We start from the raw sequence: 17,023 nt of genomic DNA on the forward strand, positions 1-17,023 counted from the left end.
TATCAACTGGGCCTGATGGCGGGGCAGTTCGTGTCGCCGCGTCGCGGCATTCGCGTAATGTCACGAATCGGCAACGGGGGCCCATCATTCTGCACCTTCTCAGCCCTCATCGCTACCATGGTCGAGGCACGAAGGGGTGTCGCGCCGGTGAACCGGCAGTGAATCACGCACTTCAGGAGAAGACTTTGACCCTTCAGACCGTCATCCTCGCCGCCGGGATGGGCTCGCGTCTCGGACGCAGCCTTCCCAAGCCGCTCACCGAACTGAGCGACGGCCGCAGCATCATGCAGCAGCAGCACGACAACATCCGTGCCGCCTTCGGCCGCGACGCCAAGATCACCACGGTCGTGGGCTACCGCGCCGAGACCATCGTCGAGGCGTTCCCCGCCGTCGACTACGTCTACAACGACCGCTACGACCAGACCAACACCTCCAAGAGCCTCCTTCGCGCCCTCGCCACGACGGGCAAGGGCGGCGTGCTGTGGATGAACGGCGACGTCGTGTTCGACCCCCGTGTGCTCGGCCGCGCGATCGCGCTCATCGAGCGCGACCAGTCGTTCGTCACCGTCAACACCTCCAAGGTGAGCGACGAAGAGGTCAAGTACACCGTGACGACCGAGGGCTACATCAAGGAGCTGTCGAAGACCGTCAAGGGCGGCATCGGCGAGGCCGTCGGCATCAACTACATCTCGAGCCGCGACAAGAAGGCGTTCATGCGCCACCTGGCGCGCGTCGACGACCAGGACTACTTCGAGCGCGGACTCGAGCTCGCGATCGCCGAGGACGCGGTGCTGCTCGAGCCCCTCGACATCTCGGACCTGTACGCCGTCGAGGTCGACTTCGCCGAAGACCTCGAGCGCGCGAACCTCTTCGTCTGATCTCTTCGCGAACAGCGGCCGGGTGTCAACCCCGGCCGCTGTCGCGTTCGCGGCACATAGGATCGGCCCGATGGCCGACAAGGTGCACCGCATCCATTCGCTCCCCGGCGACGCCCCGTGGCAGAGCGGGCTTCCGCCCGCCGGCTCCGAGGAGCACCCGTTCACGATCCGGGCGCTCGATCGCGTGCTCGCGATCCAGCGGCCCGTCGTGCTCGCGCATCTGCGCAGCATCAGGCTGCGGCATCCGGGTGCCTCCCCCGCCGACATCGTCCGCATCCTGGAGCGGCGGTATCTCGCGGCCGTGACCACGGGCGGTGCTGCGGTGGGCGCGACTGCCGTGGTGCCGGGGATCGGCACCGGTGTCACGCTCGCGCTGAGCGGCGTGGAGACCGTCGCCTTCCTCGAAGCGACGACGCTCTTCGCCCAGTCGGTGACCGAGGTGCACGGCATCCCGGTCTCGGATCCCGACCGCGCCCGTGCGCTGGTGCTGACCCTCATGCTGGGCAAGGAGGGCGTCGACCTCGTGGCGCAGCTCGCGGGGCAGGCGGCGGGCCGGGGACCGTCGCGATCGTCGTACTGGGGCGAACTCGTCACGAAATCGCTGCCGCGCGCTGCTGTCGGCCCGCTGGTGGATCGGCTGAAGTCGACCTTCATCCGCCAGTTCGCCGCCCGCGGCGGGGCGTCGTGGATCGGAAAGGCGCTGCCCTTCGGCATCGGCGCGGCGATCGGCGGGGCCGGCAACAACATCCTGGGCCGGCGGGTGCTCGTGGGCTCGCGGCGCGCCTTCGGTGTGCCGCCGGTCGTCCTCCCGGAGGAGCTCGAGCCGCGCCCCGGATCGGACCGCATCGAACGCGTCGCGGGGCGGGGCATCCGCCGCGCCGGAGAGCTCGTCGTCGGCGGCGTCGCCCGCGGCACGAGCGCGGTCGGCAAGGCAGTGCGCAGGAAGAAGCCCGACCCGCAGCTCGAGGCGCCGACCTCCGACTGAGCCTCCTCCCCCCGCCGCCCCTCTCGGCGACAATTCGGCTGTTGTGCACAGAGGTCGCCGAGTGCCGCCTCGGAAGGACGACGCGCGTCGGACGCCGATCCTACGGTGGCCGGCATGCTGCGCGCACTCGATCCCGACGACCCCCGTCCGCCGCTCGCCTATCGCGTGCCATGGCGGGTCGACTGCCTCTACGACCGGCATCCGCTCGTCACCAACGCGGGAGCCGTCGCGCTGGACTTCGTGCGCGTGTTCGTCGAGCACGGGTCGATGTCGACGACGGAGCACTGGGGCCAGATGCCGCCGGGAGACACCGCCGAGCTGTGCCTGTGCGAGGCGGAGCCCGACGACACCGTCGTGACCCTCGCGTGGTTCCGCCCGGACGACGGCGCCGAGTACCTCTGGCGGTTCGTGATGTGACGCGGGCAGCCGTCCACGGGGTGACAATGGCGGTATGGGCATGTTCAGCAAGCTTCCGGAGGAGCCGATCGAGTGGGCGGGTCTGCCGTCGGAACCCGCGCGCGCCGAGACGGCGGCGGAGCGATTGACGGATGCCGGCGGCGTCGGTCTCGACGGGATGGGGATCGGGTTCGCCGACGCGCGGCTGGGCGGCGGAGCGGTCGAGAGCATCGTGATCCCGGTCTCTCCCGCGGTGGAGATCGCGGAGTCGCAGGAGTCCGGCGAGGGCGAGTAGCGCGGGAGCACGGCCCCGCCGACGCGGCGCGGACGGGGTCCGAGGTGCGGCTGCGCGCGAGGATTGCGGTCTCGGGCATCGGACGATCGGTGGGTGGAGCGTGATGGCCGCTGCAAGCGCTTGCACACGATCTCGACATCCGCGCGACGCCGGGCATACCCTCGACGGTATGGACAGCACGTTGGCGTGCCTGGCGGCATGGATGCCCCGGCAGCGGTGGTACGCCGCCAAAGGGCGTCCGCCGAGCCTGCGCCTGCTCGCGTGGTGGGACTTCGAAGTCGCCGTCGACGGCACTGGAGACCACGTGCGGGTGCGCACCTTCCTCGTGGCGGACGAAGGTGCGCTTCCGGCAGTGCTGTACCAGATCCCCGTCGTCGAGCGTGCGACCGAGACGGTGACGGCAGACCCCGACCACGTCATCGGCAGCCCGGTGCCGGGGACCACGTTCATCGACGGGCCCTTCGACCCCGCGTATGCGACCGGCCTCCTCGAGCTGATCACCCGCGGCGGCACGGCCCACGGACCGCAGGCCACCGCTGTCGGGCGACCCGCCGCCGGCGTCCCCACTTCCGCTCCGAGCGGCGCGGACCATGCGGTCGCGCGCGTGGTGAGCGGCGAACAGTCCAACACCTCCCTGATCTTCGAGGGCATCGGCACACCCGTCATCTGCAAGGTGTACCGCCAGCTGCACGCAGGATTGAACCCCGACATCGAGCTGCAGGGGGCGCTGGCCGCGGCCGGCTCGCCGCACGTGCCGCGGCCGATCGGCGCGATCGAGGGCACGTGGCCCGACATCACGACCGCGCACGGCACCGTCACGGGTTCGCTCGCCTCCGCGCAGGAGTTCCTGCCGGACGTGGAGGACGCCTGGCGTGTCGCGCTCCGCGCCGCGGCCGCGGGCGAGGACTTCCGCGAGCCCGCGCGGGCGCTCGGCGCCGCCACCGCGGACGTGCATCTGTCGCTCGCCCAGTGCTTCCCGACGCGCAGCGCCACCGCGGCCGACCGCGACGCGACCGCCGCGACGTGGGAGCGGCGCTTCGCCATCGCCAGCGCCGAGGTCCCCGCGATCGCCGGGCAGCACGACGCGGCCGCCGCGGTCTACCGCAGAGCGCTCGAGGTGCCGTGGCCGCCCCTGCAGCGGATCCACGGTGACTACCACCTCGGCCAGGTGCTGCGCTCGCCCGACCGGGGCTGGATCGTGGTGGATTTCGAGGGCGAGCCGCTGCGCCCGATGGCCGAGCGGACCCAGCCCGACTTCGCCCTGCGCGACGTCGCCGGCATGCTCCGGTCGTTCGACTACGTGGCCGGCTCCCTGCGCCTGGGCGACCCGGATCGCGCCGACGCCGTCCGTGCGTGGGCGCGCGACGCACGTGGCGCGTTCGTCGAGGGATACGCGGCCGTCTCCGGCACCGGCCTGGACCCCCGGCATCCGCTCCTCGCAGCCCTCGAGCTCGACAAGGCGGTGTACGAGGCGATCTACGAGGCACGCAACCGTCCGACATGGGTGGCGATCCCGCTGCGCGCCATCGCCCGGCTCGTCGAGCGGCCCGCACCCGTCGCCTGATCCGCACGGCCCGGCCGACCGGCGGGTCAGCCCTCTTCGTCGAGCTCGGCCTCGTCGTCGGGTTCGTCCTCTTCGCCCTCATCGACGGAGTGCGCGTACCAGCGGTCCCAGTCGTCCATGAGGCGCTGCACGGCCGCGTGGAAGCGCGCGGTCGCAGCGCCGGGAGCCGTGTCGCCGAAGTAGTGCGTCACCCACCGCTCGAGGCGCGCCACGGCATCGGGATCGCTCAGCAGCCGCTCGGTCTGCGCGACGATGTCGGGCGCGGCCGCGGCATCCAACCACTCGCACGCCGACAGATAGCCGTGCGTGTCGATCGCAGCGGCCGGATCCACCGGACGCGTGATGAAGAGGGGCTTGTCGGCCGCCAGGCGGTCGTAGACCATCGCCGAGATGTCGACGACGGCCACGTCGGCGGCGGCCAGCTGCCACCCGAGGTCCGGCCCGTCGTCGTAGACGTGCTGCGCGGATCGATCGGCGGCGTTCGCCGCCGCCAGCGCCGCGATGATGCGCTTGTTCGCCGCACCGTACGCGGGGTTCACCACACCGGAGCGCGGATGCGGGCGATAGACCACCCGGTGCCGCCCGCTCGCGAGGAGCGCCGACACGAGCGCTTCGCCGTGGCTGAGGATCGAGCCGTAGTGGGCGGACGGTCGGTCGCCTTCCCACGTCGGGGCGTACAGCACCACGGTGCGATCGTCGGGCGTGTAGGGCAGCGTGCCGGAGTAGTGATCGGCCTGCGGGCGGCCGATCCCGATCGTGCGCCGGTCGATGTCGTAGTCCCACAGCACGCGCGACAGGCGTTCGCGGGCCGCGTCGCCCGCGACCATCGCGTAGTCGTACGCCTTGTACTGGTTGGTGGTCATGTACATCTTGTCGGACTCGCCGTGATTGATGAACACGTGCCACCGGCGGCCGTAGCGGAACATCTGGAAGTTGCGCGTGTTCTGGTTCACGTAGAGCACGACGCGGATGTCCTGCTTGGCGATGAATCGCTCGAGGTCGCGCACGGTGGGGACGAACGCGACGGGCAGCGCACCGTCTTCCAGGAGTGCCTCGGCGCCGGTGGCGGAGCGGCTCAGCACGACCACGGGCCAGGTCTTGGCGAGGCCGGCGAGCGGCTTGTACCACTGCCGCATCTGGTACATGTTGACCGCGCCGTCCGCGAAATACACGGCCACGCGGTAGTGGAACGGCGGGTGCTTCGGCCGGGCTGCGAGGGTGCGCCGGACATCGATGACGGCGGAGCGGTTCCGCACCGCCTTTCTGACGAGATTGATCGCCTTCTTGCCATCCGAGACCAGACCCACTCGTCCAGCCTACCCAGCGTGCCCGTGACATGATCGACGCGTGCATGTCGAGCAACACGGGCGCAGGGACGCTCCGATCCCTCCCCCCGGTGCCGGCGTGAGCTTCGTGATGCCCGTGCTCAACGAGCGCGACTACCTGCGCCGCGCGGTCGAAACGGTGCTGGGTCAGGATATCGCCGGCCCGACCGAGATCATCCTCGCGCTCGGTCCGTCGACCGACGGCACCACCGAGCTCGCCCGGCAGCTCGCCGGCGATGACGACCGCATCGTGCTGATCGACAACCCCGCCGCCGACATTCCGATCGGTCTCAACCTGGCGATCCGGGCCGGCCGGTACCCCACCGTGGTGCGCGTCGACGCGCACTCCGAGCTCGATCCCAGCTACGCGCGCCGCGCCCTCGCGACGCTCGACCGGGTCCGCGCCGCCAACGTCGGCGGGGTCATGCGCGCCGACGGCCGCACGCCGTTCCAGCGCGCCGTGGCGCGCGCCTACAACTCCCCGATCGGCCTCGGCGGAGGCGCGTACCACGGCGGCACGCAGGAGGGCGCGGCGGAGTCCGCCTACCTGGGTGTGATGCGACGCGAGGTCCTCGACGAGGTCGGCGGCTTCGACGAGAGCATCCGCCGCGGCGAGGACTGGGAGCTGAACCTCCGCATCCGCCGCGCCGGCTACCGGGTCTGGTTCGATCCGACGCTCGCCGTCACCTACTGGCCCCGTGAGAGCTGGACCCGGCTCGCGCGTCAGTTCGCCGCGACCGGGCGCTGGCGGGGCGAGCTCGTCCGCCGATTCGGCCGCGGCAACTCGCTGCGCTTCTTCGCTCCCCCGGCTCTCGTGGTGACGTTCCTGCTCGCCGCCGTCGTCGGCGTGCTCCAGCTCACCGGCGTGCTGCACGGCTGGTGGGCGGTGGCGGCATCCGTCGTCTATCTTCCGCTGCTCGCGTACGTCGTCGTCATCGGCGGGTACGCCCTCGGCCCCGGCGGCGGGCGCGGGTGGCGCGACAAGCTGTGGACCGCGGCCGTGCTCCCCACGATGCACCTGTCGTGGGGCTGGGGGTTCCTGCTCGGGGTGATCGGCGGCGCCCACGACACGGTCGACACGTCGCGACTGGGGAGCCGCAACACGCCGCTGCCCTGACGCTTCGACCTGCTCAGCGACCGGGCAGGGGCTCAGCGACCGGTCAGGCCTCGATGAAGCCCTGGTCGAGGATCCGCGCCACGACCCGCTCCGCCGCGTGGCCGTCGTCGCGGGCGTTGAACTTCTGCCGCCACTGCGCATATCTGGCGGCGTACCGCGACGGGTCTGCCCCGGCGAGCGCGGTCACGAGCTCCTCCTGCGAGCGCACCATGGGCCCCGGCGCGTGCGCGGCGAGATCGAAGTAGAAGCCGCGCAGCTCGCCCCGGTAGTGCTCCATGTCGGGCACGAGGAAGTACATGGGCTTCCCCGTGACCGAGTAGTCGAACATCACCGACGAATAGTCCGTGACCAGAGCGTCGGCGACGAGGAGCAGCTGCGACGTGTCGGGGAAGCCGGTCACGTCGATGACCCGCGGCCCCTCGGCGTCGCGCCCGGGTAACAGCGTGCGGGAGTGGCCGCGCACCAGCACCACCGCGTCCGTCGCCGAGGCGAGGGCGGCAGGGTCGACGAAGTCCACGATCTGGTCGCGGTCGTCGCGCCACGTCGGCGCGTAGAGGATCACGCGCTCGCCGGGCCGGATGCCGAGCGCCTCGCGCGTGGCGGCGTCGTCGCCGGTCGTCAGCACGTCGTTGCGGGGGTATCCCTCCACCCACACCGGGCGGGTGAGGAACGCGTAGGCCTTGCCGAGGATACGGGCCGCATAGGGGTTCTGCGCGAGCAGGACGTTCCACCGCCGCGACTCGCGGAACACCGCCGCCATGCGTCGCGGATCGAAGCCGGGGCGGTGCAGCGCGAGGCGCTTGAGCGGTGTGCCGTGCCACGTCTGCAGCACCACCTGGCCGGTGCGCCGCGCGAACCGCCGGCGCAGCCAGTCGTTGACCACCAGCAGGCGGGCAGAGCCGCGCGCGCGCCACCAGTCGGGACTCCCCTCGACCACCGGGATCGCCCCCTCGGGCACCGCCACCGACAGATCGACCACGCTCCAGTACCGTGTGACGCCCGGGGCGCGACGCGCGATCTCGCGATCGATCGCGAGCGGGTTGCAGCTGGCGTTGCGTCCGTAGAAGCTCTCGAAGAACACCGCGTTCTCGAATCCCGCCGCGGCCGGCCGCGTCGCGTACCTGCGCTCGAGGGCGTCCTGGCCCTCGCCCGAGTCGTAGGCCGGGTCGATCGGCGGACCCACCTGCAGCGTCCAGCCTTCCAGGGTGGCCCGCAGCGTTCCGAGCTGAGTGAGCGCGATGTCTTGCGGGGGACGGATGCCGCGGCCCTCGGCATCCGCGATCCGCACCTGGTACGAGCCCGACGGCAGCGGCAGCTCGGCACCGCCCCAGCGCGCCGCCCGCAGCGGCAGCGTCGCCTTCCACGTCTTGCCGCGCCCGCTCACGCGGGCGGCCACCCGCGCGCGGGAGCCCACGATCTCGACGGACGCGGGCCGCTCCCCCTCGCCCGACACGACGAGTGCCGGGCCCCCTTCCGTCGTGAAGCGCGCCTCGGTCATCCGGTTCCTTCCCTCGGGCGGGCGTCCTCGGCCGCGCCGGCCAGAATCGCACGGTACACCCTCTCGGCGTTGCGTCCGTCGCGGAACGCATGCACCCGCGCGCTGAGAGCGTTCGCCCGCTCCACCCGGCGGGCCCGCTCGTCGTCGTCGCCGAACAGGGCGTCCAGCTGCGCGGCCGCCGCCGTCCAGTCCTGCGCCCACGCGTCACCGGCCACCTCGGCATACGTGCCGTAGAAGCCGCGTCGGCGCGCGTAGTCGTCGACGTCGGGCGCCAGGAACAGGGTCGGCAGAGGCACGAGCGACGCATCGAAGGCGAGTGACGAGTAGTCCGTCACCAGCGCGTCCAGGCCAGGGAGCAGAGGGGTGACGTCGGCGACGAGATCGCTGCCCAGGGACTGCACGCGATCCGTCGCGAACGGCGGCGCGTAGTCGCCGGCGCCCAGCGGGTGCGAGCGCACCAGCAGGGTCGCGTCGTGACGGCTCAGCACGTCGACGATGCGCCGCCACTCGGCATCCGTCGGCACGGCCGGGTCGGCGGCGCCGTCGCGCCAGGTGGGCGCGTAGAGCACGAAGCGCGTCGACGGCTCGGCCCGGGGCACGGCTCGGCCGATGCCGGCGCGCGCGGCGACGCGCCGGTCGTCGGGCTCGCCGCGCGAGAGCACGTCGACCCGCGGCTCGCCGGTCACCGGCACACTCGCGTCGGGCAGCGCGAACGCCGACTCCAGCCGGCCGCGCACGAGGTGCGACGCGGCGGGGAGCACCCGGATGCGTCGTGCGGCACCGCGATACATCGCACCCAGGAGCGCCCGGAGCGGCGCGGCCACGGCGGTGCGCGCCACGACGCCCGGCACGCGCAGGGTCTCGGGCGAGTCGAGCCCGATGCGCTTCAGCGGGATGCCGTGCCACAGCTGCACGACGAACGCCCCCGAGACGGCGTAGCGGTTCACGTCGCCGAAGCCGTGCGTCACGACGATCACCCGTGCGCGCGCGGTGCGCCACAGTCCCCGGAGCGAGTGCTTCGGCACGGTGCGGATGCCGCGGGCCGCGGCATCCGTCTCCTCCCGCTTCGACGCGACCAGCCACACCGCCGGGCGACCGTCCGCCGCTGCGGCGTCCCAGAGCGCGAGGGCGCCGTCGCCGATCCCCACGGCGCAGCCGAACACCCATTCGTCGCGGGTGCGCGGAACGAGGAGCGTGAAGATGCGTCCTGCGGCATACAGCGGGATCGTCGCGAGCTTCTTCGCGTTCCCCGCGCCGAACGAGAAGGACGCCATCCCGCGAGCCTACCGGCTCGCGGGACGGCGTCCCTGTGGGGTGTGGACTACGGCGCGAGCGTGCCGAGCGTGACCTCCACCGTCTGCGTCTTGCCGTCGCGGACGTACGTGACCTCGGCCTCGCTGCCCGCAGCCGCGGCGCGCACCTGCGCGGTGAGATCGGTCGCGTCGGTGATCGGCACGCCGTTGAACGCCGTCACGACGTCGCCCTCCTGCAGACCGGCCGCGGCCGCGGCACCGCCCTCGACCGCCGTCGCGATGTAGGCGCCCGTGATGGTGGATCCCTCGACGGATGCCGCCGGCTGCACGTTCGCGCCGAGCAGACCGTGGGTCGCCTCGCCGTTCTCGATCAGCTCGTCGGTGATGCGCTGCACGATCGTGGAGGGGATGGAGAAGCCCACGCCGATCGAGCCGGAGCCGTCGGACGACGAGCCGCCGGCGGTCGCGATCGCGACGTTGATGCCGATGAGCTTGCCCTCCGAGTCGACCAGGGCCCCGCCGGAGTTGCCGGGGTTGATGGCCGCGTCGGTCTGGATGACGGCGATCGAGATGCTGTCGGTCGCGGTGGTCTGCTGGTCGCCCTGGCCGAAGTCGAATCGGAAGGGACCCTGCTGGCCGTTCTCGTCCTCCGGCTCCTGATCCTCGTCGCCGCCCTCGGGCGCCGCCGAGGAGGCGATCTGGATGGACCGGTTGAGCGCGCTCACGATGCCCTCGGTGACCGAGTTGGCGAGGCCCAGGGGCGCGCCGACCGCGACGGTCGTGTCGCCGACGTTGAGCTCACTCGAGTCCGCGAAGTCGATCGGGCTGAGGCCCTCCGCGTCCTGGAGTTTGATGACGGCCAGGTCGTACGTCGGGTCGGTTCCGACGATCTCGGCGTCGTACACACGGCCGTCGGAGGTCGTGACACGAACGGTGGCGTCGCCCGTCGCGCCGTCGAGGGTGACGACGTGCGTGTTGGTGACGACGTAGCCGTCCTCGGTCAGGATCACGCCCGAGCCCGTGCCGGCGCCGCCCGTGCCCGCGGCCTCGATGGTGACCACGCTGGGCACGACCTTGGCCGCGATCGCGGTGGTCTGGTTCACCTCGTCGGTGTCGTTCACCGTCACCGTGGCAGGACCCGCGGCGGGCGACGACGCGACCGGCGTGAACCAGCTCACACCGGCGTAGGCGCCGCCGAGACCGGCCGCACCGCCGACGATGGCGGCGGCGACGATCAGGCCGACCACCTTGCCGGCGCCCGTCGGCTTCTTCGGAGTCGCGGTGCTCGTCGAGGCCGTCGCGGTGCCGCCCCCGAGAGGGAGCGTGGGATGCGTGTCGGCGGGGTTCACACCGAAGGCCGACCCTGGGCCGGTGGCGCCCGGAGCCTGACCGGCGTACGAGTGGGGGTAGGGGGCCGGCTGGCCGGCGTAGCCCTGGGGTCGCGCGTACTGGGCGCCGGCCGCGTAGCCGGCGGGCGGAACGGGGGGTGCGGGCTGCGAGGGCGCCTGGTGGGCCGCGGGCTGCTGGTGGGCCGCGGGCTGCGCCGCCGGGGCGGGAGCCGAGGTCTGCGCGGGCGGGGCGGGCTGCGTCGGGGCGGGCTGCGCGGGCGCGGCGGCCTCAGGCGCGGCCGCGGCGGGGGCCGGGGTCTCGGGCTGAGCGGGCGTCTGCGCGGCGGCATCGGCGGCCGACTCCGAGGGGACGGCGGGGGTCTGGTCTTCCGGGCGGTCGCCCTGGATGTCGCTCATGGTTGCTCCTTCTGCCAAGCACTCACCACTGTGCCCACCGATGCTGTGCGTTTCTTATGTCGGGAATGGGACTCGCCTATGCAACGAGGATGAGCCTCCCGATACGGTGAAGCGATGCGACAGATCCCCGGAGCTTGGCACCGCACGGCCGCGGGTGCCGGACTCGTCGGTTCCGACGGGTCGATCCACCCCACCATCTTCGCGGAGATGTCCGCCCTCGCGGCGCGAACCGGCGCGATAAACCTCGGCCAAGGCTTTCCCGATGAGGACGGCCCCGCCGCGGTGCTCGACGCCGCGCGCTCGGCCATCACGAACGGCGTGAACCAGTATCCGCCGGGGCGCGGCATCCCCGATCTCCTCGCGGCGATCGCCGAGCACCAGGAGCGGTTCTACGGCATCACGCTCGACCCCGCTCGCGAGGTGCTCGTGACGGCCGGGGCCACCGAGGCGCTCGCCGCCGCACTGCTCGCACTGCTCGACGACCCCGATGACGAGGTCGTGGTCTTCGAGCCCTACTACGACTCGTACGCCGCCATCGCGGCACTGGCCGGCGCCCGGCTTGTGACGGTCCCGTTGCGGTGGCCGAGCTTCCAGCCCGATCTCGACGAACTCCGGGCCGCCGTGAGCGACCGCACCCGCGTGATCCTCGTCAACGACCCGCACAATCCGACCGGCGCCGTCTTCACCGGCGCGGTGCGGGACGAGATCGTGCGCCTGGCGCAGCGACACGACGCGATCATCGTGACCGACGAGGTCTACGAGCATCTGGCGTTCGACGAGCCCCACGTGCCGATCGCCACGCTTCCCGGCGCCGCGGAGCGGACGCTGACGATCTCGTCGGGCGGCAAGACGTTCTCGACCACCGGGTGGAAGATCGGCTGGATCACCGGTCCCGCTGCTCTCGTCGACGCCGTGCTCGCCGTGAAGCAGTTCCTCACCTACGTCAACGGCAGCGCGTTCCAGCCGGCGATCGCCGTGGGGCTCCGCCTCGGCGACGACTTCTTCCGCGGCATCGCCGACACCCTGCGCGCCAAGCGCGACCTCCTGGGCACGGGACTGCGCACCGCCGGGTTCGCGGTGTCCACGCCGGCAGGCTCATACTTCACGGTCGCCGACGCCGGTCCGCTGGGAGCGACGGATGCCGCGACCTTCTGCCGCGCACTGCCCGAGCGCGCGGGGATCGTGGCCATCCCCCTCACGGCCTTCGCGACCGCCGAACGACGAGCCGATTACGCCACGCTCGTGCGGTTCGCCGCGTGCAAGCGCGTCGACGTGCTCGAAGACGCCGCGTCGCGCCTGGCCCGGCTGCGGTGAGCTCGGCCCCGGCCCCGGTGCGCAGCCCGGTGGTCAGCGCGGTTCGACGCGGAAGCGACGGAGCGCGAGCGACGGGTTGACGCGCCGCACCCGCTCGATGGCGCCGACGTCCAGGTGCGCGACGGCGACGTCGGTCGAGGTGCCGACGGCCGCGAGTTCGACGCCCTGCGCATCCACGATCAGCGAGTTGCCGACGCCGAGCGGCGGCGGGTGATCGGCCGCCGCGACGAACACGGTGTTCTCGATCGCCCGCGCGTGCAGCAGCGTCCGCCAGTGGTGCTCCTTGAGGGGGCCGCGCACCCATTCGGCCGGCACGACGAACACGTCCGCGCCCGCGTCGACGAGCAGGCGGCCGACCTCGGGGAAGCGCAGGTCGTAGCACGTCATGAGTCCGAACCGGAGCCCGCCGACGGGGAAGATCTGCGGCTCGGTCGGGTCGCCGGGCTGCACCCAGTCGGACTCGCGCTGACCGAAGGCGTCGTAGAGGTGCAGCTTGCGGTAGTGGGCGATCAGTCCGGTCGCGTCGACCGCAACCGCAGTGTTGCGCACCCGTTGCTCGTCTGTCGCGCGCTCGAGGAGGCCCGCGACGATGACCACGCCGTGCTCCCCGGCGATTCGCGTGAGCGCCTCGACGAACGGCCCGTCCAGGTTCTGCGCGAACTCGGCCAGCGAGTCGTCGAACGGGTCGACGAAGTAGCTGGAGTACTCCGGGAAGACGATCACCTCGGCGCCGCGCGAGGCCGCCGTCGCCGTCAGCTGGGCGATGGAATCCAGATTCGCGACGGTGTCGGCGGTCGGCGCGAACTGCGCGACCCCGACCGCGAGCGTGTCACTCATCAGCGGTCCCCGTTCGTGCGAAGGCGGATCCGGATGATCGCGGGCACGACCAGCCAGAGCACGAGGATCAGCAGCGCCAGCAGGATCAGCGCCCACCAGAAGGCCGACCCGCCGAGCACGACGTCGAACACGAACGCGACCACTCCCACGAGCAGTACGGAGACCGTCAGGAGCGCCGTGATGAGGGCGACGTGGCCGTAGCGGACGACGGCGGGCTTGGCCCGCTGCTGGAACAGCACGCGGTGCAGTGCGACCGGCGCCAGCGCGATGATCGAGCTGAGGGCCGAGAGCACGACCAGCCCGAGGTAGACGGATCGCTGCGAATCAGACAGGTCGGCGAACGCCGGCTGGAACGCCAGCGCGAGCAGGAAGCCGGTGAGGATCTGGGTGCCGGTCTGCAGCACGCGCAGCTCTTGCAGCACCTCGTTCCAATTGCGATCGGCGCGCTCTTCGGGAGTCTCGTCGCGGCCGTCCGCACGGGCATCGTCGGGGTCGGTGTCACGCTCGGCGGGCATGCCTCATCCTGTCGCGCACGGTGCGGGCACGGCAAGCGACCCGGGCCGCGTGTCACGACCACTCGAAACCCGTGCTAGGCTTACTTCTTGTGCCGCGGGGTGGAGCAGCTCGGTAGCTCGCTGGGCTCATAACCCAGAGGTCGCAGGTTCAAATCCTGTCCCCGCAACAGAAAACACAGAAGAGGGCGTCCCGGATGGGGCGCCCTCTTCTACATCTCGCCGTCGAAACGGGCGCGATCCCGCGCCGCCGTGGCGCGCGGCATCCGTGTGGTTCTCGCCCTACGCGGGCGGGTCCATCGCCCCGCTGAGGTCGTCGAGGAACCGCGCGATCACGTCCAGCTCCGCCTCGTCGTATCGGCTCGCCACCTCGCGCATCGCGCGCAGGTGGCTGCCGAACACTCGGAAGAACGTCTGCCGGGCCGAGTCGGTGAGCACGACGACCAGACCCCGGCGATCGCTGGGATGAGGTCGCCGCTCGACATGGCCGGAGTCCGACAGGCGGTCGAGCAGTTTGGTGGTCGACGCCGTCGAGATCCGCAGGTGCCGCGCGATGTCGCGGGGGCTGACCGACCGCTCCTGCCGCTCGCGGATGATGAGCATGCGCAGTGCCGCCACGTCGGTGGCGTTCATCTCCATGTCGCCCTTCATGCCGCTGTGCATGCGCTCCATGGCGTCGCTGACGGCACGGATGGACGTGAGCACACGCATCACCGCGTGCTCATGATCCGTCTGCGGCACCCAACGTTCGGTCATCATGGAAGTTACCTCCGACCCGTTGTAGCATCGCACAACGGATATCGCTAGTTTAACTAGCTATCGAAAGGAGCGATCGGATGACCGACACCGACCACGTGGTATTGCTCGACGAAGACGGGCGCGCCATCGGCACGGCGCCGAAGTCGAGCGTGCACGGCCCCGACACCGCCCTCCACCTGGCCTTCTCGTGCCACGTCCTCAACAGCGAAGGGCAGGTGCTCATCACCCGCCGCGCGCTCTCCAAGCGCACGTGGCCCGGCGTGTGGACGAACTCGTTCTGCGGCCACCCGCGCCCCGCCGAGCCGGTCATGACGGCCGTGCGCCGCCACGCCGACTTCGAGCTCGGTCTGACGCTGCAGGACGTCCGCGTGGCCCTCCCCCTGTTCCGCTACCGTGCGACGGACGCGAACGGCATCGTCGAGCACGAGGTCTGCCCGGTCTATCTGGCGTACACCGACGACGAGCCGGTGATGAATCCGCTCGAGGTCGTCGACGCCCGCTGGGTCGAGCCCGAGGCGCTCGCGACCTCGCTCGAGGCCACCCCCTGGGCGTTCAGCCCGTGGCTGGTCCTGCAGGCGCAGCAGCTGCACCTGTTCGAGACCGCGTCGCGCCGCCGAATGGCATCATGATCCCGGCTGCCGATCATCCCGACCTCGCCATCGCCATCGACGGTGCGCTGGCGAGGATCCGCGAGCGCTCGTCCGAGCTCGGCCCCGGTTTCGGCGCGCTCGGCGACGCGATCACCCGCGCGGCGCACGGCGGCAAGCGGTTCCGCCCCGCGCTGGTGACGGCATCGTTCGACGCGTTCCGCCGCGACGACACGAACGCGTCGGCCGTCCTCTCGGTGGCGGCCGCGTTCGAGTTGCTCCACACCGCCTTCGTCGTCCATGACGACGTCATCGACCACGACACGATGCGTCGCGGCGTGCCGAACATCGGCGGAGAGTTCCGGATGCGCGCCCGCGACGGCGGCGCCGACGCGGACGGCGCCGCCCTGGTGGGCGACGCCGCTGCGATCCTCGCCGGCGACATCCTGCTCCACGAGGCGTTCCGCCTGGTCGCCTTGGCCCACACGGACGACGTCACGCGCGACCGCCTGCTGACCCTGTTCGACGACGCCGTCCTGGTGTCGGCCGCCGGCGAGCTCGCGGACGTCGAGAACAGCGTGGCCTCGCGGTTCCCGACGCGCGGCGCGACCCTCGACACCGCGTTCAACAAGACGGCGGTGTACTCGTTCCGCGCACCGCTGCAGGCGGGTGCCCTGCTGGGCGGCGCCGACACCGACGCCCTCCGGGTGCTGGGCGACGCGGGCGGCCGCCTGGGGCTCGCGTTCCAGCTCGTCGACGACCTCATCGGCGCCTTCGGCACCACCGAGCAGACCGGCCGCGACAGCGGGCCCGATCTCCGAGAGAACAAGCGCACGCCCCTCGTGGCGCTCGCGCGCGAGTCCGAGCGCGCCCCGCGCGTCGACGAGGCGCTCGCACTGGCCCGCACCGGCCCGGTCGCCGTTCGCGAGGCGCAGCAGCTGCTCGAGTCCAGCGGCGCGAAGGATCGCCTGGTCGCACTGATCGCCGAGACGCTCGCCGACGTGCGGGCCGCCTCCCACGATCCCGCCCTCCCTGACCGCGCGGCTGCGCTGCTGCGCACCCTGGCCGACCGCATCGAAGGACGCATTCCGTGAAGACGACACGCCGGGGCGAGGCCACCGGCCTGAGCCTGTACGACGAGGCGGCAGCGGATGCCGCAGCCACCGTGATCGCGCACTACTCGACGTCGTTCGGGCTCGCCTGCCGCCTGCTCGGCCCGCGCCCGCGTCCCCACGTGCGCAACGTGTACGCCCTCGTCCGGGTGGCCGACGAGGTCGTGGACGGTCCCGCCGAAGAGGCGGGGCTCTCGCCCGCGGCGACGAGCGACGTGCTCGACCAACTCGAGCACGAGGTGCTGAGCGCGATCTCTCGCGGCTTCAGCGCGAACCTGGTGGTGCACGCCTTCGCCCGCACCGCCCGTGAGTGCGGGATCGGCGACGACCTCGTGCGGCCCTTTTTCGCCTCGATGCGCACGGATCTGTCCACCAGCCGCCACGATGCGGCCTCGCACGATGCCTACGTGTACGGCTCCGCCGAGGTCGTGGGCCTGATGTGCCTGCAGGTGTTCGTGAACGCGGGCGCGCCGCGGCCGGTCGCTCCGGCGGCGGACTTGGTCGAGGGCGCCCGGCGGCTGGGAGCGGCCTTCCAGGACGTGAACTTCCTGCGCGACCTGAGTCACGACGGGCAGGTGCTCGGCCGCGACTATCTCGGCCTGTCGCAGCACGGCGACCAGCGCGCGGCCGTGCTCGACCGCATCGACGCGGACCTCGCCGCCGCGGCGCGGGCGATCCCGGCGCTGCCTCCCGACTGCCGCCGCGCCGTCACCGCGGCGCACGACCTCTTCGCGGAGCTCGCGGCGCGGCTGCGGGCCGACCGAGGCGAGGCGCGGGTGCGCGGCCAGCACGGAAGAGGGCGCGGGGGGGAAATGGTGGTAAGAGTAGGTAACGAGCGGAGGGCTC

17 protein-coding genes and 1 tRNA gene are annotated in these 17,023 nt (G+C 71.9%); 11 read left to right on the forward strand and 7 right to left on the reverse strand.

Features of this window, described 5'->3' with window-relative positions; genetic code table 11:
- Nucleotides 1–185: 185 nt before the first annotated feature.
- The 5 genes from IM770_RS04125 (at nt 186) to IM770_RS04145 (ending at nt 4,118) form a co-directional block, all read left to right on the forward strand.
- The gene (locus tag IM770_RS04125; protein WP_203579807.1) at nt 186–878 is read left to right on the forward strand and encodes a phosphocholine cytidylyltransferase family protein; all 693 of its coding nucleotides are present in this window, start codon (nt 186–188) and stop codon (nt 876–878) included.
- A gap of 70 nt (nt 879–948) precedes the next feature.
- Nucleotides 949–1,863: a hypothetical protein gene (locus IM770_RS04130; protein WP_203579808.1), complete on the forward strand. Its 915-nt coding sequence runs from the start codon at nt 949–951 to the stop codon at nt 1,861–1,863.
- 114 nt (nt 1,864–1,977) lie between these two features.
- The gene (locus IM770_RS04135; protein ID WP_203579809.1) at nt 1,978–2,280 is read left to right on the forward strand and encodes a hypothetical protein; all 303 of its coding nucleotides are present in this window, start codon (nt 1,978–1,980) and stop codon (nt 2,278–2,280) included.
- 34 nt (nt 2,281–2,314) lie between these two features.
- Entirely contained in the window at nt 2,315–2,554 is a 240-nt protein-coding gene (locus IM770_RS04140) for a hypothetical protein (RefSeq protein WP_203579810.1), read from the forward strand.
- Between the two features lie 169 nt (nt 2,555–2,723).
- Entirely contained in the window at nt 2,724–4,118 is a 1,395-nt protein-coding gene (locus IM770_RS04145) for a maltokinase N-terminal cap-like domain-containing protein (RefSeq protein ID WP_203579811.1), read from the forward strand.
- Between the two features lie 26 nt (nt 4,119–4,144).
- On the opposite strand, the gene IM770_RS04150 is transcribed toward IM770_RS04145, so the two are convergent.
- The gene (locus tag IM770_RS04150; protein WP_203579812.1) at nt 4,145–5,425 is read right to left on the reverse strand and encodes a CDP-glycerol glycerophosphotransferase family protein; all 1,281 of its coding nucleotides are present in this window, start codon (nt 5,423–5,425) and stop codon (nt 4,145–4,147) included.
- 97 nt (nt 5,426–5,522) lie between these two features.
- Between IM770_RS04150 and IM770_RS04155 the strand changes: the two genes are divergently transcribed.
- Nucleotides 5,523–6,560 (forward strand): glycosyltransferase family 2 protein, encoded by a 1,038-nt coding sequence (locus IM770_RS04155; RefSeq protein ID WP_307785369.1) that lies wholly within the window; start codon nt 5,523–5,525, stop codon nt 6,558–6,560.
- Between the two features lie 43 nt (nt 6,561–6,603).
- Here the strand turns inward: IM770_RS04155 and IM770_RS04160 are convergent, their stop codons facing one another.
- From IM770_RS04160 to IM770_RS04170, 3 genes are read right to left on the reverse strand one after another with little or no spacing between them, the layout of a single operon-like run.
- Nucleotides 6,604–8,058, reverse strand: coding sequence for a CDP-glycerol glycerophosphotransferase family protein (locus IM770_RS04160; protein ID WP_203579813.1), 1,455 nt, complete (start codon nt 8,056–8,058; stop codon nt 6,604–6,606).
- On the reverse strand, nt 8,055–9,332 hold the full coding sequence (locus tag IM770_RS04165; protein ID WP_203579814.1) for a CDP-glycerol glycerophosphotransferase family protein: 1,278 nt from the start codon (nt 9,330–9,332) through the stop codon (nt 8,055–8,057). The genes IM770_RS04160 and IM770_RS04165 overlap by 4 nt, the downstream gene beginning before the upstream one ends.
- 47 nt (nt 9,333–9,379) lie before the next feature.
- The gene (locus IM770_RS04170; RefSeq protein ID WP_203579815.1) at nt 9,380–11,056 is read right to left on the reverse strand and encodes a S1C family serine protease; all 1,677 of its coding nucleotides are present in this window, start codon (nt 11,054–11,056) and stop codon (nt 9,380–9,382) included.
- Nucleotides 11,057–11,170: 114 nt separating this feature from the next.
- Here IM770_RS04170 and IM770_RS04175 point away from each other — a divergent pair, with 114 nt between their 5' ends.
- Nucleotides 11,171–12,370 (forward strand): aminotransferase class I/II-fold pyridoxal phosphate-dependent enzyme, encoded by a 1,200-nt coding sequence (locus tag IM770_RS04175; protein WP_203579816.1) that lies wholly within the window; start codon nt 11,171–11,173, stop codon nt 12,368–12,370.
- A gap of 33 nt (nt 12,371–12,403) precedes the next feature.
- On the opposite strand, the gene IM770_RS04180 is transcribed toward IM770_RS04175, so the two are convergent.
- Together IM770_RS04180 and IM770_RS04185 are read right to left on the reverse strand one after the other, a co-directional pair.
- Nucleotides 12,404–13,207, reverse strand: a complete 804-nt coding sequence (locus IM770_RS04180) for a carbon-nitrogen hydrolase family protein (RefSeq protein WP_203579817.1) — start codon at nt 13,205–13,207, stop codon at nt 12,404–12,406.
- Nucleotides 13,207–13,722, reverse strand: coding sequence for a DUF6328 family protein (locus IM770_RS04185; protein WP_203579818.1), 516 nt, complete (start codon nt 13,720–13,722; stop codon nt 13,207–13,209). The genes IM770_RS04180 and IM770_RS04185 overlap by 1 nt, the downstream gene beginning before the upstream one ends.
- A gap of 93 nt (nt 13,723–13,815) precedes the next feature.
- Here IM770_RS04185 and IM770_RS04190 point away from each other — a divergent pair.
- Nucleotides 13,816–13,889: transfer RNA gene (locus tag IM770_RS04190), tRNA-Met, on the forward strand.
- A gap of 112 nt (nt 13,890–14,001) precedes the next feature.
- Here IM770_RS04190 and IM770_RS04195 read toward each other — a convergent pair.
- Nucleotides 14,002–14,478 carry a MarR family winged helix-turn-helix transcriptional regulator gene (locus tag IM770_RS04195; protein ID WP_203579819.1) on the reverse strand — a complete coding sequence of 159 codons (477 nt, stop codon included), beginning with the start codon at nt 14,476–14,478 and terminating at the stop codon, nt 14,002–14,004.
- 77 nt (nt 14,479–14,555) lie between these two features.
- Here IM770_RS04195 and idi point away from each other — a divergent pair, with 77 nt between their 5' ends.
- The 3 genes from idi to IM770_RS04210 form a co-directional block, all read left to right on the forward strand.
- Nucleotides 14,556–15,107, forward strand: coding sequence for an isopentenyl-diphosphate Delta-isomerase (gene idi, locus IM770_RS04200; protein WP_203579820.1), 552 nt, complete (start codon nt 14,556–14,558; stop codon nt 15,105–15,107).
- Complete coding sequence (locus IM770_RS04205) at nt 15,104–16,159, forward strand: polyprenyl synthetase family protein (protein WP_203579821.1); 1,056 nt, start codon at nt 15,104–15,106, stop codon at nt 16,157–16,159. The genes idi and IM770_RS04205 overlap by 4 nt, the downstream gene beginning before the upstream one ends.
- The coding region (locus tag IM770_RS04210) for a squalene/phytoene synthase family protein (RefSeq protein ID WP_203579822.1) at nt 16,156–17,023 on the forward strand (868 nt) is incomplete at its 3' end. The genes IM770_RS04205 and IM770_RS04210, both read left to right, overlap by 4 nt.

It is taken from the genome of Microbacterium hibisci (assembly GCF_015278255.1).
Lineage (GTDB): Bacteria > Actinomycetota > Actinomycetes > Actinomycetales > Microbacteriaceae > Microbacterium > Microbacterium hibisci.

Bases quoted from the DNA above. Each gene is read 5' to 3' on its own strand.
- IM770_RS04130 (WP_203579808.1), top strand. From the start codon at position 949: ATGGCCGACAAGGTGCACCGCATCCATTCGCTCCCCGGCGACGCCCCG.
- IM770_RS04135 (WP_203579809.1), top strand. From the start codon at position 1,978: ATGCTGCGCGCACTCGATCCCGACGACCCCCGTCCGCCGCTCGCCTAT.
- IM770_RS04140 (WP_203579810.1), top strand. From the start codon at position 2,315: ATGGGCATGTTCAGCAAGCTTCCGGAGGAGCCGATCGAGTGGGCGGGT.
- IM770_RS04145 (WP_203579811.1), top strand. From the start codon at position 2,724: ATGGACAGCACGTTGGCGTGCCTGGCGGCATGGATGCCCCGGCAGCGG.
- IM770_RS04160 (WP_203579813.1), bottom strand. From the start codon at position 8,058: ATGACCGAGGCGCGCTTCACGACGGAAGGGGGCCCGGCACTCGTCGTG.
- IM770_RS04165 (WP_203579814.1), bottom strand. From the start codon at position 9,332: ATGGCGTCCTTCTCGTTCGGCGCGGGGAACGCGAAGAAGCTCGCGACG.
- IM770_RS04170 (WP_203579815.1), bottom strand. From the start codon at position 11,056: ATGAGCGACATCCAGGGCGACCGCCCGGAAGACCAGACCCCCGCCGTC.
- IM770_RS04175 (WP_203579816.1), top strand. From the start codon at position 11,171: ATGCGACAGATCCCCGGAGCTTGGCACCGCACGGCCGCGGGTGCCGGA.
- IM770_RS04180 (WP_203579817.1), bottom strand. From the start codon at position 13,207: ATGAGTGACACGCTCGCGGTCGGGGTCGCGCAGTTCGCGCCGACCGCC.
- IM770_RS04185 (WP_203579818.1), bottom strand. From the start codon at position 13,722: ATGCCCGCCGAGCGTGACACCGACCCCGACGATGCCCGTGCGGACGGC.
- IM770_RS04195 (WP_203579819.1), bottom strand. From the start codon at position 14,478: ATGATGACCGAACGTTGGGTGCCGCAGACGGATCATGAGCACGCGGTG.
- idi (WP_203579820.1), top strand. From the start codon at position 14,556: ATGACCGACACCGACCACGTGGTATTGCTCGACGAAGACGGGCGCGCC.
- IM770_RS04205 (WP_203579821.1), top strand. From the start codon at position 15,104: ATGATCCCGGCTGCCGATCATCCCGACCTCGCCATCGCCATCGACGGT.